General features: G+C 62.8%; 17 protein-coding genes and 2 tRNA genes. 8 read left to right on the top strand and 11 right to left on the bottom strand.

Annotated features, from left to right (window positions below):
• Nucleotides 1-42: 42 nt before the first annotated feature.
• Entirely contained in the window at nt 43-441 is a 399-nt protein-coding gene (locus BMX61_RS22840) for a helix-turn-helix domain-containing protein (protein ID WP_075627176.1), read from the bottom strand.
• A 381-nt stretch (nt 442-822) separates the two neighbouring features.
• Here BMX61_RS22840 and BMX61_RS22835 point away from each other — a divergent pair, with 381 nt between their 5' ends.
• Nucleotides 823-1,782 carry a DMT family transporter gene (locus BMX61_RS22835; protein ID WP_075627161.1) on the top strand — a complete coding sequence of 320 codons (960 nt, stop codon included), beginning with the start codon at nt 823-825 and terminating at the stop codon, nt 1,780-1,782.
• Nucleotides 1,783-1,797: 15 nt separating this feature from the next.
• Here BMX61_RS22835 and lipB read toward each other — a convergent pair whose 3' ends face one another.
• On the bottom strand, nt 1,798-2,517 hold the full coding sequence (gene lipB, locus BMX61_RS22830) for a lipoyl(octanoyl) transferase LipB (RefSeq protein ID WP_092743040.1): 720 nt from the start codon (nt 2,515-2,517) through the stop codon (nt 1,798-1,800).
• A gap of 398 nt (nt 2,518-2,915) precedes the next feature.
• On the opposite strand from lipB, the gene BMX61_RS22825 reads away from it, so the two are divergent.
• Nucleotides 2,916-3,000, top strand: a tRNA-Leu gene (locus BMX61_RS22825).
• Between the two features lie 290 nt (nt 3,001-3,290).
• Nucleotides 3,291-3,375 (top strand) — tRNA-Leu (locus BMX61_RS22820).
• Between the two features lie 142 nt (nt 3,376-3,517).
• On the opposite strand, the gene BMX61_RS22815 is transcribed toward BMX61_RS22820, so the two are convergent.
• The gene (locus BMX61_RS22815; protein WP_075627163.1) at nt 3,518-4,015 is read right to left on the bottom strand and encodes a peptide deformylase; all 498 of its coding nucleotides are present in this window, start codon (nt 4,013-4,015) and stop codon (nt 3,518-3,520) included.
• Between the two features lie 407 nt (nt 4,016-4,422).
• Here BMX61_RS22815 and mgtE point away from each other — a divergent pair, with 407 nt between their 5' ends.
• A complete protein-coding gene (gene mgtE / locus BMX61_RS22810) occupies nt 4,423-5,853 on the top strand; it encodes a magnesium transporter (RefSeq protein WP_075627164.1) in 1,431 nt (476 codons plus the stop codon).
• A gap of 120 nt (nt 5,854-5,973) precedes the next feature.
• Nucleotides 5,974-6,360, top strand: coding sequence for a MerR family transcriptional regulator (locus tag BMX61_RS22805; protein WP_075627165.1), 387 nt, complete (start codon nt 5,974-5,976; stop codon nt 6,358-6,360).
• 235 nt (nt 6,361-6,595) lie between these two features.
• On the opposite strand, the gene BMX61_RS22800 is transcribed toward BMX61_RS22805, so the two are convergent.
• Together BMX61_RS22800 and BMX61_RS22795 are read right to left on the bottom strand one after the other, a co-directional pair.
• On the bottom strand, nt 6,596-7,657 hold the full coding sequence (locus tag BMX61_RS22800; RefSeq protein ID WP_075627177.1) for a heparan-alpha-glucosaminide N-acetyltransferase: 1,062 nt from the start codon (nt 7,655-7,657) through the stop codon (nt 6,596-6,598).
• A gap of 222 nt (nt 7,658-7,879) precedes the next feature.
• A complete protein-coding gene (locus BMX61_RS22795) occupies nt 7,880-8,575 on the bottom strand; it encodes a DUF599 domain-containing protein (protein ID WP_075627166.1) in 696 nt (231 codons plus the stop codon).
• A gap of 228 nt (nt 8,576-8,803) precedes the next feature.
• Between BMX61_RS22795 and BMX61_RS22790 the strand changes: the two genes are divergently transcribed.
• A complete protein-coding gene (locus tag BMX61_RS22790) occupies nt 8,804-10,204 on the top strand; it encodes an L-serine ammonia-lyase (RefSeq protein WP_075627167.1) in 1,401 nt (466 codons plus the stop codon).
• 73 nt (nt 10,205-10,277) lie between these two features.
• A complete protein-coding gene (locus tag BMX61_RS22785) occupies nt 10,278-10,709 on the top strand; it encodes a DUF1489 family protein (protein ID WP_075627168.1) in 432 nt (143 codons plus the stop codon).
• A gap of 224 nt (nt 10,710-10,933) precedes the next feature.
• Here BMX61_RS22785 and BMX61_RS22780 read toward each other — a convergent pair whose 3' ends face one another.
• From BMX61_RS22780 to BMX61_RS22760, 5 genes are all read right to left on the bottom strand, one after another.
• Nucleotides 10,934-11,197, bottom strand: a complete 264-nt coding sequence (locus BMX61_RS22780; protein ID WP_075627169.1) for a hypothetical protein — start codon at nt 11,195-11,197, stop codon at nt 10,934-10,936.
• Nucleotides 11,198-11,361: 164 nt separating this feature from the next.
• A complete protein-coding gene (locus tag BMX61_RS22775) occupies nt 11,362-12,828 on the bottom strand; it encodes an SPOR domain-containing protein (RefSeq protein WP_075627170.1) in 1,467 nt (488 codons plus the stop codon).
• Between the two features lie 112 nt (nt 12,829-12,940).
• The gene (locus BMX61_RS22770) at nt 12,941-13,594 is read right to left on the bottom strand and encodes a hypothetical protein (protein WP_139198993.1); all 654 of its coding nucleotides are present in this window, start codon (nt 13,592-13,594) and stop codon (nt 12,941-12,943) included.
• 265 nt (nt 13,595-13,859) lie between these two features.
• On the bottom strand, nt 13,860-14,471 hold the full coding sequence (locus BMX61_RS22765) for a transglutaminase-like cysteine peptidase (protein ID WP_075627172.1): 612 nt from the start codon (nt 14,469-14,471) through the stop codon (nt 13,860-13,862).
• A 466-nt stretch (nt 14,472-14,937) separates the two neighbouring features.
• Complete coding sequence (locus BMX61_RS22760) at nt 14,938-15,546, bottom strand: PilZ domain-containing protein (protein WP_075627173.1); 609 nt, start codon at nt 15,544-15,546, stop codon at nt 14,938-14,940.
• Between the two features lie 192 nt (nt 15,547-15,738).
• Between BMX61_RS22760 and BMX61_RS22755 the strand changes: the two genes are divergently transcribed.
• Nucleotides 15,739-16,584 carry a rhomboid family intramembrane serine protease gene (locus tag BMX61_RS22755; protein WP_234794795.1) on the top strand — a complete coding sequence of 282 codons (846 nt, stop codon included), beginning with the start codon at nt 15,739-15,741 and terminating at the stop codon, nt 16,582-16,584.
• Here BMX61_RS22755 and BMX61_RS22750 read toward each other — a convergent pair.
• On the bottom strand, nt 16,581-16,903 hold a 323-nt coding region (locus BMX61_RS22750), incomplete at its 5' end, for an integrase core domain-containing protein (protein ID WP_139198992.1). The genes BMX61_RS22755 and BMX61_RS22750 overlap by 4 nt on opposite strands.

The following is a 16,903-nucleotide window of genomic DNA, read 5'->3' as shown; positions in this document are numbered from 1 at the left end:
CTTGAATGGATCGCAAGCAGCCTCGATTCGAAGCCGAAGCGCTCAGTCCTTCTCGTTTAGGACGCGCTCTACCGCGAGCTCAAGTGCCGAAATGGCGCGCGCGGTCTCCTCATGCAGTTTCTTCACCAGCGCCAGCTCCTGGCGCAGGCGGCGGGCCTCTTCGCCAGGCGCAGGCACCAGAGGACCGACACCGCTGCCTTCAGTCAGCCAGATCGGCGTGACGTTCAAGAGAGCCGCAAGTGGAAAGAGCTGGGCGGCGGAGGGCTCGGCGCGATCGCTTTCCCAGGCGGAAACGGTTTCCACGGTCAGGCCCAGGCGTTCGGCCAGCATCTCGGCGGAAAGACCAAGCGCATCCCGCGCCCGCCAGAGCCGGCCGCCGGCCGTGTCGTCCTGTCCGGACAGGCCAAGCCGCGCCTGGACCTCGCCCATCGATAACCGCATGGCCACCTCCTGTCTGGAAAGAGCCGCCTGCATTGGCGCGGCGCCTTGTGTGCCCTGTGTCCGCACTCTACAAGCTTCGCAGCCTGCGCAAAGACCAGCATGCGGCATAATCCGTGCAGCCTGTGCCGCTTTTGGAACGCCTGTCGAAGCCCGATCCGCATGAGGATGCGCAGCGATCTCAGAAAGTGCCGATGCGTCGAATCGGGACTTTCCGAGGGCTGGATCAGAGGGCACGGGGCAGGTTCTCGCAGGGCCGGTGCGGGATTGCCGAAAGCCGCGCGGGCAGGCCAAACCCCAAGAGGGGCCCGCAGAGGAGGCCCGCAGAGGAGGCCCGCAGAGGAGGCCCCCAGAGGAGGCCCCCAGAGGAGGAATGACAGTCGCATGTCCGCCGATCCGACATCCGCGCCCTCGGTCGCGCAAGGTCCCGCGTCCAGCGTGGTCCAGGGCCTCGCCATCATGCTCGTGGCGATGATCATCCTGCCTTGCATGGACGCGATCGCCAAATATCTGGCCACCTACCTCGGCATGTCGCCGGGGCAGGTGACCTTCTATCGCTTCTTCTTCCAGCTGGTTTCGACGCTGCCGCTTCTTTTACGGCTCGGCGGTCTGAAAGCGTTAAAGCCTAAGCGCCTCTGGCCCAATCTCTTGCGCGGTGTTCTTCTCGCGCTGGCGGCGCTCTTGTTCTTCGTCTCGGTCAAATACATGCCGTTGGCCGATGTCTTCGCCATCTATTTCGTCGAGCCCTTCATCCTCACCTGTCTTTCGGCGCTGATCCTGCGCGAGCGGGTAGGGCCGATGCGCTGGCTGGCGATCGCGGTGGGCTTTCTCGGCGCCATGATCGTGATCCAGCCGAGCTTCGCGGTCTTCGGCATGACCGCACTTCTGCCTGTCGGCTGCGCCCTTCTCTTCGCCTGCTATCTCCTGATGAACCGCATGGCGGGCTCGCATGATTCGCCCTTGGTGATGCAGACGATCGCCGGCCTCGGCGGAACGATGATCATGGTGGTGGCACTGGCGGTCGGTCACGGTATTGGACATGAGGATTTCATTCCGTCGCTGCCCTCGACGCCGCTGGCCTGGCTCTTGGCAATCCTGCTCGGCACCATTTCCGGCTATGGCCATCTGCTCGTCGTGCGCGCTTTTCGCGCCGCGCCGGCGGCGATTTTGGCGCCGTTCCATTATTTCGAGATCATCAGTGCCACGGCGCTCGGCTTCCTCGTCTTCGGTGATTTTCCCAGCCTGTCGAAATGGCTGGGCATCGCCATCATCGTCGCCTCCGGCCTCTTCATCATCTGGCGGGAGCGGCGGCTGGAACGTCTGGCCGTGGCCGACCCGACATGAGGCAGGCAGCAGGGTTCAGGTGAGGTCGTCGACCACCGGCCCGAAAACCTCTTCAAAGGCCGTACGCAGGCGCATATCGGCATCCTCCAGGGTCACGGGCAGGCCGAGATCGACAAGACTGGTAACGCCATAGCCGCGGATGCCGCAGGGCACGATGCCGCCGAAATGGTCGAGATCCGGCTCGACATTCAGCGACAGGCCGTGGAAGCTCACCCATTTGCGCAGGCGGATGCCGATCGCGGCGATCTTGTCTTCCGCCGGGCGGCCATCGGGCAGGGGCGGCTTGTCCGGCCGGCGCACCCAGACGCCCACTCGGTCTTCCCGCCGCTCTCCGCGAATGTTCATCGCGTCCAGCGCCTCGATCACCGTGCGTTCCAGTCCGGCGACGAAGGCGCGCACATCCTGGCGCCGACGCTTGAGGTCGAGCATGACATAGACGACGCGCTGACCGGGGCCATGATAGGTATATTCCCCGCCGCGCCCGGTCTTATGGACCGGAAAGCGGCCGGGCATCACCAGATCCGCCGCATCCGCACTGGTGCCGGCGGTGTAGAGCGGCGGATGCTCGACCAGCCAGACGAGTTCATCGGCCTCGCCACGAGCGATGCGATCGACTTCGGCCTCCATGAAGGCTACCGCCTCCTCGTACCCCACAAGGCCGGGAGCCACGCGCCAGCGCACAGGGGGCGAACCCGGGGCAGGGAGCAGCGTGAGGTCGATCTTGTCGCGTTCCATCATATCATCCTGAAGCCGGTCCGTACCAAAAACGCAGTCCCTTCAAACCGAGCCGTCGCGCGGCTGGCATGCGGGAAGCCAGCTTTATAGCCGCACGTCCATTTCATGGCGACGGTGCACGCGCAAGCCTGTATCGTCGCACGGAAGCGCACCCATCGAAGCTCTGGAATGTGGTCGCCGCATGTGTCCTGCACAAGAGCCCAGCCGAGCGTGTGGCGCGTCTGCCAAAGCAGTCGACGAGCCTTTCCCCGTCGAGGGAGAATGCGCCTAGCCCGCGCAACGTTGCGCATCCCCAAGGCTTTTCGGCAATTGTCAAAATTATGTCGCCATGCCCTTGTGCCCATCAGGGGCTTTTGCTAGATGCATCCGCGCCGGCTTGAGGCTGGCCTACCACGGTTGCGGTCGTGGCGGAATTGGTAGACGCGCAGCGTTGAGGTCGCTGTGGGGCAACCCGTGGAAGTTCGAGTCTTCTCGACCGCACCATTCGCCTAACGGCAGCCTAAGGCGTCGTTATGGCTATCTTTGCTGATAATGTCTCGTCTATGTCGAGACTATCGCGGAAAATCCCACCCGTCTTCAAATTCTGTTTCGGTCAACCGAATGGTCTCGTTGCTATATTACGGCGCTCGCGTTTGAAGATCCCCACGCACCGTCCGTGCTTTGTCTCGAAACTATCCACCGTCCTGACACAGAAAGCGCCGCTGACGCCCTTGTGCCCATCAGAGGCTTTTGCTAGATGCATCGGCGCCGGCTTCAACCGGCCTACCACGGTTGCGGTCGTGGCGGAATTGGTAGACGCGCAGCGTTGAGGTCGCTGTGGGGCAACCCGTGGAAGTTCGAGTCTTCTCGACCGCACCAGTCTCTTCTTCGAAAGAGCACAGAAGGCTTGGGCCGATGGCCCGCCGCTACGATCTGAAACTCTCCTCGACTTTCAAACAAACGCTGCCTTCCAGGCGCGATGCGCCCGTATCTGTCGTGCAAAGCCTGCTCGGCTGCGCGATCAGTTTCCCTGCCGCTTCGAAAATTGCTTGATAAGCCTGTCTCGTTTCAGCCGTGAGAGACGGTTGATCCAGAAGATGCCGTCGAGCTGGTCGATTTCATGTTGCAGGCAGACGCCGAGCAGGCCGCTGGCTTCAATCTCGGCCTCCGAACCGCTCAAGGTCTGGTAGGCCACCGTTACGCTTTCCGGGCGCATGACCTCTTCCGTCACGCCCGGCATGGAGATGCTGCCTTCGCTGTGGGTCGCCTGCTCCTTCGACTGTGCAATGATGCGTGGATTGACATAGACGCGCAGGCCCAGGCCGTCGACCAGATCGATGGCGGCCACACGGCTGAGCACGCCGATGTGCGGGCCGGCAATTCCGATGCCCGGTGCGGCGCGCATGGTGTCGCTGAGATCGGCAGCAAGTGCGGCCAGTGCCTCATCGAAGTTCACGACCACACGACAGGGCTGGCTGAGCAGCGGATCGCGAAAGCGAATGATCGGCCTGACCGCCATTGTCACCTCTCCTGTCGTCTCTTTTCGGTTTGATCGCGCCAGTAGGCTGCTCTCGTGGCGCGGGGGACCGATAGGGCCTCGTCTTTTTCCATGGAAGCGGGGCCGGCGTAAAGCTTTTCCGTAGCCGGCGCGGACAGGGCAGACAGGCTGTAAACCTTTGGCGGATAGAGCTATCGGGGCGTTTCGCTGTGGCTGCACCCGCGACCCGGCCTTCCGCATGTCGCCCATTGTGCCGCTGTCGCGAATCGCTTCTAGGCTGGGCTTTCAAAGGTGGAGCAAAGCAGGTTCGTTGAGCCTGCACATCGCGTTTAAGCGGCCTAATTAAGGGCGGCGAGCGGCCGGACCAAGCGGGGCTACGCGATGGCCGCGCGCTTGATCCGGGCCGACAGCAGATGAAAGGGCGAGCGATGAGCGGCAACGGCGACGACGAGACCATGATCCGCACGCCCGAAGAGGCGGCCCGCGAGCGCCACGGCGACATCTATGACGAGGACGGCTCGCTACGGTCCGAGTATCTCGACGATGTGACCGACGCCATCGACCGTGGCGATGCCGAAAGGCTGAAGGAGCGGGTCGCCGATCTGCACGCCTCCGAACTCGGCGACCTGCTGGAAGTGCTGCAGCCCGATCAGCGCCGGTCTCTCGTCACGCTGCTCGGGACCGATTTCGACCTCTCGGCCCTGACGGAAGTGGACGAGGCCATCCGCCTCGAAATCACCGAGCATATGTCCAACGACCAGATCGCCGCGGCACTGGGCGAGATGGAATCGGACGATGCCGTCTACATTCTCGAAGACCTGGATCAGGAGGATCAGGAGGAGATCCTCGCCAAGCTGCCCTTTGTCGAGCGTGTGCGCCTGCGCCGCTCGCTGGATTATCCCGAGAGCACGGCTGGCCGGCGCATGCAGACGGAATTCGTCGCGGTGCCGCCTTTCTGGACCGTGGGCCAGACGATCGACTATCTGCGCGAGGACACCGAGCTTCCCGAAAGCTTCACCCAGCTTTTCGTCATCGATCCGACCTTCCGCCTGCTCGGCGCGGTCGATCTGGACATGATCCTGCGCAGCAAGCGATCGGTAAAGATCGAATCGGTGATGCGCGATACGCTGCATCCGATCGAAGCGGAAATGGACCAGGAAGAAGCGGCCCAGCTCTTCGAACAATATAACCTGCTCTCGGCCGCCGTGGTCGATCAGAACAACCGGCTCGTCGGCGTGCTGACGATCGATGATGTGGTCGACGTCATTCAGGAAGAGGCCGAAGAGGATATCATGCGCCTCGGCGGCGTGGGGGACGAAGAGCTGTCCAGCGGCGTGCTGCGAACCTCGCGCTCGCGCATGCTTTGGCTGCTGGTCAATCTCTTCACCGCGCTGCTTGCTGCCTCCGTCATCAATCTTTTCGATGCCACCATCCAGCAGATCGTCGCGCTTGCCGTACTGATGCCGATCGTCGCCGGCATGGGCGGCAATGCCGGCTCGCAGACCATGACCGTGACGGTGCGTGCGCTGGCCACGCGCGATCTCGACATTCACAACGCCTTCCGCGTCATCCGGCGCGAGTCCGGGGTCGGGCTGCTCAATGGCCTGGTTTTCGGAGTGCTGATCGGGCTTGCCGCCGGCTTCTGGTTTCAGGACGCGAATATTGGCGGCATCATCGCCGCCGCCATGCTGATCAATATGATCGCCGCCGCCTTTGCCGGCATCCTCATTCCGCTGCTGCTGGATCGCATCGGCGCCGACCCGGCAGTCTCCTCGGCAGTCTTCGTCACGACCGTCACCGACATTACCGGCTTCTTCTCCTTTCTCGGCCTTGCCAGCTGGTGGTTCAACATCCACTGACACGCCTGGCCCCGCCTCAGCTATCGAGTCCATCACGCTCGAACAGGGATTTCGCCCACCCAAACGCCGGTTTGACTTTGACGTCAAAGTCAATAAAATCAGCGCATCGGAGAGAATGGCGTGGACAAATATTATACGATCACGGAGCTGACGCGCGAGTTCGGCGTTTCCACGCGAACCCTGCGCTATTACGAGGACGAGGGCCTGATCCATCCCGAACGGCGGGGCCGAACCCGGCTGTTCCGCCCGATGGACCGGCGTCTGATTCAGGAAATCCTGCGCGGCCGGCGCATCGGCTTCACCGTGGCCGAAATCCGCGAGATCATTCAGGTTTACAAGGAATCGACGGGCGAATCCGGTCAGCTGAAGCTGATCATGAAGCGCGTCGAGGATAAGCGCGCCGACCTCATCGCGCGCCGCCGCGACATCGAGGAAACGCTGGAAGAGCTGAACAATGTCGAAGAAGCCTGTCTGACCCGACTGGCCGAAATCGGTGTCGGCACCTGACGCATGTCACGCAAGCCTGCTCAGCAGCTTTAATCATGAGCTGTGTTGACGCCATGCCGTGCGGTGACATGCTTCAAGCAGCGGAAGGGGATAAGTCCGCGAAGACAAGGCGATAGGCCATCAGGCGGATTCCGTTTGGCAACGACCTCCTGTTGCGCATGAGGCTGTTGCAACGCGCCTTGGCTGACCTCGGCGCCTTGCCAGCAATCACAGTCCCGTTGCTACAGTCCTGTTGCTATTGCGCCGGCTCAGTCTGCGGTGACGACGGCGCCTCCTCGGTCGGGTCGGGCGGAAGGGCGACGCTGGTGCATTGCGCCGCCATGGCCTGGATGCGTGGATCCTTGGTGACGTCGATCTGCCCGGCATTAAGCGCGTCGAGCATGTTTTCGTCGGTGAGCCGCGTCAGCGTGCAGGTGCAGAAGATCTCGCAAAAGGGCTTTGGCTGCTCGAGGCTGCAGGATTGAACGCAGCTCTGACGATAGGACTCTCTCGGATCGGGCTTGGGCGGCGGTGCGATCAGCGTGGCAAGATAGACGAGCCCCAACAAAACCGGCTGATGCAACAGATAGAAAGCCAGCGAATGACGGCCGAGCCAGGCGAGGCGTTGGCGCAGGGTGTTGGCAAGGCCGTGGGTGGATCGGCTTTCTCGCGCCGCCAGCGCCGTCAGCCAGCCATGACGCAGCGCCAGGCGTCCGACTGCAATGCCTGCAAGGGGCGCCGCGAGCCAGGGAAAGAGCGGCACATAATCGTTCGACCGAATCGGCACCGTTGACAGGCCCACCCACCAGAGCGCCGGTTGATCGAAGAGCGTGGCGCGCAGATAAACAGGCGCGAGAAAGGCGGCAAGTGCGGCGAGGATCGTGACTGGCACCGGCAGGCGCAGGAAGAGGAGCCCGACGAAGCTCATCGCGGCGATGGCGTGCAGGATGCCGAAAAAGATGAAGGCATTGGGGAAGGCGAAATAGGTGGCGATCGTCACCACCAGCGCCGCCGCTGCGATCTTTGCGAAGCGGATGAAGAAGGGTTTCCAGCGGATGTGCGGCCTATGGCCGAGCACGAGACCGACCCCGACGAGAAACAGGAAGCTGGAGGCGATCGATCGTGCATAGAGCTTCCACAGGCCGGTGCCGGCCGTGCCGGAGGCGATATAGCCGAAGCTCTCGAGATCCCAGCAAAAGTGGTAGGTAGCCATGGCGATCAGCGCCACGCCGCGCGCTGCGTCGATCCCGGTGATCCGGGGCTTGGCGCGGCGCGGTGCATCTTGAGCCGAAAGGTTGTCGGTCTGCTCGGAAATCATGAAGGCACCCTTTGAACCTGCGGCATGTTGCGCCTCTGTGTGCCGCGGCGCTGCGACGGCGATATGCCTTGAAACGAGGATGCAGCGGCGCGGGCCGGCGGTGCATAACGGCTTCGCCGCATCGCTTGCCTCATAAACTGCGGGATGCCGGAGCGCATCGATGATGCAGTAGCGCAAAAGCGGCCCACCGGGGAAGGCCTTGCCCGCGCGCAATCGCTCGCATCACATCTGTCCTTCGTCCGGAAGCAGCGCCAGCCGGGCTGGCGAGAAGAACTGGCGGCGCAGGAGCACGAAGATGATGAAGGTCGTGGTGGCCATGAAGATATAGGCGCTGACGAACCAGCCGAGATAGCCGATCGACAGAAACAGCGCTCGAAGACCGGCATTGAAATGCATGCCCGCTTGCACATTCATCACCACGGCGCGGCCGGCGGCGCGCTCGGCTGCCGGCCGGTTGCTTGCGGTCTCGCTCATCATCGGAATGCCGCCGATCAGGATCGAGCAATAGTTGAACAGGCGATAGGACCAGCCGAACTTGAAGAAGGCATAGCCCAGCAGGCAGGCAAGCCCGCCGACCTTCAGCTCGAAGGCCGTGCGCGAGCCGTTGAAGGCCAGCGGCAGGTCGCTGAAGATCGCCTGCACCCGGTCCGTCTGGCCGAGCAGGGCGAAACAGCCGCCGAGCGCAAAGATGGTGGTGGAGGCGAAGAAGGCGGTGCCGGCCTGCAGGCCGGCGATGATCTGCGTGTCGATCATCTTCAGGTCGCGGTTGAGCGAATTCATGATCCAGCGGTGGCGGTGAGAGGCCATGAGCCGGGTCAGGCTGAGGCGCCCGAAGATAGTGCGCCGGTCGGTCGCCCAGATATAAACGCCCCAAAGCAGTGCGAAATAGCTGAGCGCGATGATGTCCCCGTAGTCCATGGGTGTCCTTTAGATCGTGATAGCAGCGGCCAAGCAGCGCCGGGCAGATGATTCGCCCGGCACTTTAGTCTGGCCACCTTGCGCCGCCGCGACCCGTGTGGCGGCCATGTCGCGCAGATGCGGGGGGATGTCGGTCTTCCGCCGTGCTGGAGACAGTCGCCAAGCTAGGGTCTATATCAAGCAGAGCAGGCCGGGACTCCCGGTCTTCGTCTCAGGATGGCAATCGCAATGTTTCTTTCGGTTTTCGACGTATTCAAGATCGGAATCGGGCCTTCAAGCTCGCACACCATGGGGCCGATGACCGCGGCCAACCGCTTTCTCGACCTGATCCTGTCGCCGGATTGGCCCCGTCCCGCCGGCGCGTCGGTCGCGGCGCTGAAGGTCAGCCTGCATGGCTCGCTTGCCCATACCGGTATCGGTCATGGCTCGGGCCGCGCGGTGATCCTTGGGCTGATGGGCGAGCGTCCCGATGCCATCGATCCAGACCGGATGGACGATCTGATTGCCGGTGTCGAAAGCAGTGGTCTGGTGACGCCGCAAGGGCATCCCGCCTATGCCTTCCAGCCAAAGACCGACCTCGTCTATGACAAGAAGCAGCCACTGCCCGGCCATGCCAATGGCATGAGCTTCTCCGCGCTGGATCGCGATGGGCGGCTGCTTCTCAAGCGGATCTATTACTCGATCGGCGGCGGCTTCGTTGTGACCGACACCGAGCTTGCAGCGCTGCGGGCGGAAAAGGCACGGCCGGCCGATATTAAAGTGCCTTATCCATTCGCCAGCGCTCGGCAGATGCTGGAGATGGCGCAGCGCTCCGGCCTCACCATCGCTCAGATGAAACGTGCCAACGAAGAAGTGACGATGTCGCGCGACGTTCTGGATGCCGGTCTCGACCGCATCTGGGCGGCCATGAAGGGCTGCATCGATCGCGGCCTCTCCGGCCAGGGCATCCTGCCCGGTGGGTTGAAGGTACGCCGGCGTGCGGCCGCGATCCATGATCGGCTGGAGCATGACTGGCGTTCGAACCGCGCCAATCCGCTGCTCGCCAATGACTGGCTCAGCGTCTACGCCATGGCCGTGAACGAGGAAAATGCCGCAGGTGGACGCGTGGTGACCGCGCCGACCAACGGCGCGGCCGGGGTGATACCGGCAACGATCCGCTATTATCTGCATTTTCATGAGGATGCCGATGATGCCGGCATTCGCGATTATCTGCTGACCGCTGCGGCCGTCGGCGGGATCATCAAGTTCAACGCCTCGATTTCGGGTGCCGAAGTCGGCTGTCAGGGCGAGGTGGGGTCTGCCTCGGCCATGGCGGCGGCGGGTCTCGCAGCCGTGATGGGCGGTACGCCCGAGCAGGTGGAAAACGCCGCCGAGATCGCGCTCGAGCATCATCTGGGCATGACCTGCGACCCCGTCGCCGGCCTCGTCCAAGTGCCCTGCATCGAGCGCAATGCGTTGGGTGCCGTCAAGGCCGTAACCGCCGCGTCACTGGCGCTGAAGGGGGACGGCAGCCACTTCGTGCCGCTCGACGCCTGCATCGAAACCATGCGCCAGACGGGCGTCGACATGCATGACAAATACAAGGAAACCTCGATGGGCGGCCTTGCGGTCAATGTCGTCGAGTGCTGACAGCCAAACGGAGCGGTAAGACGGGCGGCGAGGGACTTGACCTCGACCGCCGAAGGTCTATTGAACCCGGCCCATGGCTCTTCATCTGATCAAGCTCTGTGTCGGCGCCGATTCGATCGAGGATCTGCGCGAATGGGTTTCCGAGCGCGCGCTCTCGGCCATCGCCGCCGGCCTGGAGCCGCACAGCGCGCATGTGACACGCATGGTACCCAAGCGGATCGAGGAGATCCTTGAGGGTGGTTCGCTCTATTGGGTGATCAAGGGCCAGGTGCAGGCGCGCCAGCGCATTCTCGACATCACGCCCTTTACCGATCATGAGGGCATCGGGCGCTGTCGTCTGGTGCTAGGCCCTGAAGTGGTGGAAACCGCGTTCCAGCCACGCCGTCCCTTCCAGGGTTGGCGCTATCTGGTGGAAAAGGAAGCCCCGGTCGATCTCGCCGGCTCCGGCGGCGCCGAGCTTCCCGCAGAGCTGCGCCGCGAATTGGCCGAACTCGGCCTGCTTTGACCGCATCGCTCCGACGAATGCTTGTGGTTGCGCTTCCGGGCTTGGTCCAAGAACCTGCTCTTACCGAATGGCCGCTGCCGACTCTGATAGAATAGGCCTCGATGAAGGCCCGGCAAAGGGCTGCTTCCGCCAATCAGGTTTGGGGAGGCGCCGGGCGCTGAAATCGATCAAGCGCGTCAGGCATGTTGGTTTTGCCTAATGCGCTTTAAGCCAAGTATTGTCGCTTACTGAAAGCGGATACGCACAGCCTTGCGCTTGGCCGGGGTGCGCACGTGCAGGTGAACCTGCACCTCGGGCTGTGTCGAGCGCCAGGCGCGCGCGCCATGGGTCAGAAGCAGGGAGACGAGATCGCGCGTCTTGGAGCGGGGCAGGGCACCGATTTCGGCGATGCGCATGGCCGCTTCGTGGATTGGAAGCAGCGCGCTGCGCGGCGCGCGCTTGCGCTTGAAGTCCGGCTGCGTGTCGGAACCATTTTCATTAACGGCCATCGTGATCCTCGTAACGCAAGACAATCGAGGTTTTCTTCGGGGTGAACCGGTGCGGCTTAAGCGATCCCGCTCCGGACGATCGGCGAGCCGCATCCTTCACGATGCGGCGGCATGGCTTGAAGGCCGGCCCTCGACCAAGGGCGGGCCGGCAGAAGACGCGTGGCTTACTGGGCGCTTGCCCAGCAGGCGAAGCCGCGTGCCTTCAGCGTTTTGCAGGCGGTCAGCGCCTTGGTCTGGCTGGCGAAGCCGCCGAACCGGGCGCGGTACATCTGGCTGTCGCCGCTGGCGACGCTGACCGTGAAGGCCTGTGCGTTCGACAGCAGCTTGCCGCCCTTTTCCTTGGCATCGGCCAGCATGGACATGGCTTCGTTGCGGTTGGGCGTTGCGCCGATCTGGATGACCCAGCCGGCCGGCACGGTGCTCTGCTCCTCGCCGGAGGCGGCGCGGGCGACCGAACTCGTGACCTGCGCATCGACGACGCCGACCTCGCCGCCCGTGGCGAGCTTGCTCGCCTGGGCCTGAAGCGTGCCGGGACGAGGGGCGAGAACCGGGTTCTCGCTGGCGGCCTTCGGCGCTTCGGCATAGCTGTTCATCGAGACGCTGTTGGTAATTTCGCCGTCATAACGGCCTTCCGGCATGGGGCCGGAGGAGGGCAGGTTGAAGCTGCCGCCGGTGCTGGCCGAGGCCGTATCCCGCGCGGCTGCACTCAGAGTCGGGGCCGGCGGCGTCTCCGCCACGAGATTGGTGTTGCCGCCGCGGGTGGAGGCAGCCGGCATGTATTTGGCCACGAGGGCGCGCATCTGCGCATCGCGCGCGCCGCCGGATTTGCCGCCCAGCACGACGCCGACGATGCTGCGGCCTTCGGCCTGAGCCGACGTCACGAGATTATAGCCGGCCGCGCGGGTATAGCCGGTCTTGATGCCGTCCACGCCGCGCACATTGCCGAGCAGGCGGTTGTGATTGCCGATGACCTGACGGCCGAAGGCGAAGCTACGGGTGGAAAAATAGCCGTAATACTGCGGAAAATGCTGGCGCAGCGCGATGCCGAGCCGGGCCTGGTCGCGTGCCGTGGTCATTTGCTGGTCGTTGGGCAGGCCATTGGCATTGCGATAGGTGGTGCGCGTCATGCCGAGCGCGCGGGCCTTTGCCGTCATGATCCGGGCGAAACGCTCTTCCGAACCGCCGAGCAACTCGCCGAGCGCCGTGGCGCAGTCATTGGCCGAGCGGGTGACAAGCGCCATGATCGCCTGTTCCACGGTGACCTGCTGGCCGGCGCGGACGCCAAGCTTCGACGGGGGCTCGGACGCTGCATGCTTGGAGAAGGGGACGGGCGTATCCTTGCGGATCTTGCCGGCTTCCAGCGCTTCGAAGGTGAGGTAGAGCGTCATCATCTTCGTCAGCGAGGCCGGATAGCGCAGGCCATCGGCGTCTTCGCTATAGAGGACTTTTCCGGTCTTCGCATCAACGACGATGCCTGCATATTGGGCGGCATAGGCCGCGCTGGTCATCGCGGCGGCAGCAATCATGGAAACGAGGACGAGACGGGAGGCCTTCTTGAGAAAAGGGACCGGACCTGGCCGGGCGGAACCAACGGTTTCAGATGTGGACACTAATCTACTCTTCATTCTCATTGCAGGATGTCGTCCGGGCGCCGCCCCATGGACGACCGTTCCACAGACAATAGCGGCATAGCGTTACCAATCGGTTTATCGTGAATGATTGGTTTCCCTCACGCCGTCCTTCTCAAGGCCTGAGGGTGTTTCCCACATCGATCTGTGCCGGATCGGGAATAAGCCTGGCCGATACGAAGCGAACCAGTGCGGCGTCGATGGACTGCCAATGTGGCAGCAATTGGCTGGAGAAGCGGTAGAGCAAGGTCAGATCGCGGCCGACATGCAGGTCACGCTGGCAGTCGGCGTTGCTCGCCGACTGCGCCTGGGCAAGCAGGACACAGCGCACGGCATAGGGCCGGCCATTGACGTCCGTTCCAGTCAAAAGAATGTCATCGCCGTAGCCGGCTGTCTTTTTCAATGCATGGGCAGTCAGCCCGGCGGGCCCAGGCCAAGGGGCGCCTTCGTAGAGACGCGTATAGATCGGATCGATCCGCCCGCTCATGTCGCGCGACATGGTGCTTTGCGACAGTTGCAGGAAGATCAGCCGGCCTTCGTCGCCTGCGGCTTGAAACCGGGCGCGCAGCGCTTCGGTGTACCCCGAGAGTTCAGGCCAGGTCAGTGCCAGATCGACGCGTTCGGCCACGCCGGTGCGGCGCTGCTCTTCGAAGCGGATCATGTTCTGCGGCAGGCGCAGATGATCGGTGCCGATGAAGATATCGACCGGATCGTCCCGTGTCGTCTGGCCGGCGCGCGTCAGCACCTGCCCATAAAAATGCGCAGCCACCGCCAGCGCTCCGGCAAGGGCTGCGAGGAGGACAGCGCCAAGGGCGAGAGAAAAGGCGAGGCGGCGCGGCAGGATCGTCATGGCCCGGTATAGCGAGAATCAGCAGCCGAGGCAGCGCCGGACCATGAAAAAACGGCCGGCTTCCGGGGACAGCGGAAACCGGCCGTTGGGCCTGATCGAGACGGGGTAGAACAAGATCAGGCCCGAAAACCCGGCTGCCCTGTATTCAGCCGGATGGGGGAACGGCCATCAGGACCGTCTATCCTTATTTGGAGGCGACGCTGCCCACCGCGACCGTGCGGCCGTCCTGCAGCTTGACCCAACGGCCGGAGTCCTCGACGGCCTGCCGTTTCAGGTAAGTGTATTCCGTGTCCGACCAGAGCAGGACCTTGTTGCGCATGTTGTCGAGAACGAAGTCGCCGCGATCGGTGCGCACGGTCAAAACGGCATGTCCCTCGCCATTCGGCTGGAGGACAACGGTGATCAGCAGGTCGGAGGCCGGAAACCCTTGTTTCATCAGGTCGCGGCGCTTCAGCAGCACGTAGTCTTCACAGTCCCCAGCCTTGTCCGGATAGGTCCAATATTCCTCGACACCATACAGCTCCATGTCCGTCATCGGCTGGATCGCGGTGTTGACGTCGTAGTTCACCGCAAGCAGCTGCTTCCACTTCGCCGGTGTCAGCGTCACCGGCGCGAGATCGCCGTCGTTCGGGCGGCACTCGGCCGGAATGCGCTTGCAGAATTCATAATGGCCGACCGGCGGGCTGGTCGCCCCCAGCGTCACCATGTTCGGCGGGAAAGCCAGCGTTGCGGTCGTGCCCAGTGCCGAGAGCAATGCGCCAAACACGGCAACCTTGATCATCGCGACGGTCTTCATGTTTCTCTCCCCGTTCTGAGAGAAATGTCGCATGAAGAACTTGAAATTGTCCGAAACGTGCGGGATCTATTCTAGTTTTACTTTCATAAAAACCGCAATGTACTTGATTCGATATTGAAGAAAATAAAGCTCAAATGCGATGCCGATTTGATTAAAATGCCACCTGTTGGCGTAGCGAGGTTGGTGGTGGGAGAAGTGTAAGGCGTTGACAACAAAGATATTTAGCCAGCGGCTCATGCAGACATTGCGATGTCTGGCAGGTTTGGCAGTTCGATATCCCGGCGAAGACCGGCGGAGCAGGATGTCTATTCCGGTCTCTTACCCGGCCGCGCCGCCGAAATCACCGCGTTGGAAAACTGTGCCGCTTTCGAACATCCTTAAGAGAGGCTTGCTGCGCGCAGAAGCCCACAAATGCAAAACGCCGCCCGAGGGGGCGGCGTCGAAAGCGGGGCTGTTATCTTGGGTGTCAGAGAAACTCGCGAAGCGTCTCGATCGTCTGGATGCCGGCAAATTCGATTGCCAGCCCTTCTTGGAACAGGCGGACCACGCGGCCGCGCATCGCGCCGAGCGTGACGGGTGTGCCGGCCGGCAGGCGCAGCTCGGTATCCACGGCGGCGCCCGAGAGCGAAAGGTCGATCAGGCGGCAGGGATAGCTGGTGCCATCCTGCAGCGTGAGTTGGGTGCGTGTGCGCCGCGGCGTCAGGCGGTCATGGCGCCGGTCTTCCGGCAGGCCCAGTTCGTGGCGATTGGCAATCCAGGTCAGCTGGGCGGCGAGCTTCTCGCGCTTGCGCTCGGTCGCATTCAGCCGCACGACGAAGCTTGCATCCGATAGTTTCGACACCGTTCCTTCCAGCCGGCCCACATGATCGACATAGGCGATGATGCGTTCGCCCGGCCGTGGCCGCGCGGCAGTATCGAAGATCACATCGCCTGGCGACATATCGACCGCCGCACAGGGATATTCTTCATGATTGGCAAGCATCAACCGGCCCGACAGATTGACGGTGACGCGCTGAAACGCACCTTCGTCATATTGCTTCGGCCCGGCGGTCTGAGCATGCTGGAATGTGAACATGGCGCGGCTCAGCTTTCTGTCTCTCTGGTTTTTCCTACATCCCTTGCGTTAAAGGAACCTTGAGAAGGAACCGTTTCCTTCGAGCCGTATCGTTTTTTCCCGATTTGCGCGAGTATCTGGCCTGACACAGCAGGTTGGTTGTTCATGCTGAGCTTAACGTGCGGTAAAGCCGCGCAAAACAGGATGGTGGATGTGACCGAGGACAAGCCCGAACCGGGTGAGACGCACGAGCGACAGGCCGGCCCATGGCGTGGCGATGGCGGGAGAGCGGACGACAAGGCGCGCGCCGATGCCGGATACGAGGCCGATCCCAACCGTGAAGGCGCCGCCGATGCCTGGCCGCAAGAGCGCGCTCAGCGTGAGCCGGCCTTCAATCTGCCGCCCGTGCTTCTGTGGATCCTCGGTGTGCTGATTGTCATTCACGCCGTGCGTCTCTACCTGCTGACGCCCGAGACGGATGAATGGCTGGTCTTCACCTTTGCCTTCCTGCCGCTGCGCTATGTCTACCCGCTGGCCGAGCAGGGTCTCGCCTGGGCCTGGATGCCCATCACCTACTCCCTGCTGCATGGCGGCTGGGATCATGTCCTCTTCAATGCCTTTTGGATGATCGCCTTCGGCGCCCCGGTCGTGCGCCGCATCGGCACGGCGCGGCTCCTGATCTTCTGGTGCGCGGCATCCGCCTCGGCGGCCGCTCTTCATGCTGCCACCAACTGGGGCGACGCGACGGTGGTGATCGGTGCCTCGGGCGTCGTCTCGGCCTTCATGGGCGCGGCGGCGCGGTTCGTGTTTTCAGCCGATGGATCGATCCGCCGGGATATCGCGCACCTCAACCAGCGTCAGACCATTGCCGAAGCACTGTCGAACCGGTCGGTCCTGTTCTTCGTCGGCGTTTGGGTGGCGATGAATGTCGTTACCGGCACGGGACTTCTGCCGCTGGCAGGCGGGCAAAGCATTGCCTGGCAAGCGCATATCGGTGGTTTCCTCTTCGGCTTCCTGGCCTTTCCGCTGTTCGACACCGTGCCGCGCCGCCGCCGCTAGATGTGGAGCCTCAAGAGGTTGTCCCCGGTGAGACCGAGGCGACTGATAGGTGTTTGCGCTTTTAGGCTGCCATGTGGCCTGTGCCAATTGTACATGTGGTTCCACACGGGCAGATGCATTTTTCGATGCTCGGATGAGGGATAGGCGCGAGCATAAGCCCATTCCTTCAAGGCTGTCTGGATGAAGCGTTCGGCTTTGCCGTTGGTCTTGGGCGTGTAGGGTCTGGTTCGGATATGCTTGAGCCCGAGCGCCTTGCAGGCCTTTGCAAAGTCCTTGGCTTTGTAGCACGCGCCATTGTCGGTCATGACGCGCGTGACGG

The organism is Xaviernesmea oryzae, assembly GCF_900109605.1.
Taxonomy (GTDB): Bacteria; Pseudomonadota; Alphaproteobacteria; order Rhizobiales; family Rhizobiaceae; genus Xaviernesmea; species Xaviernesmea oryzae.
The sequence above is the reverse complement of the archived record's forward strand: the minus strand, read 5'-3'. Positions and strand labels throughout refer to the sequence as shown.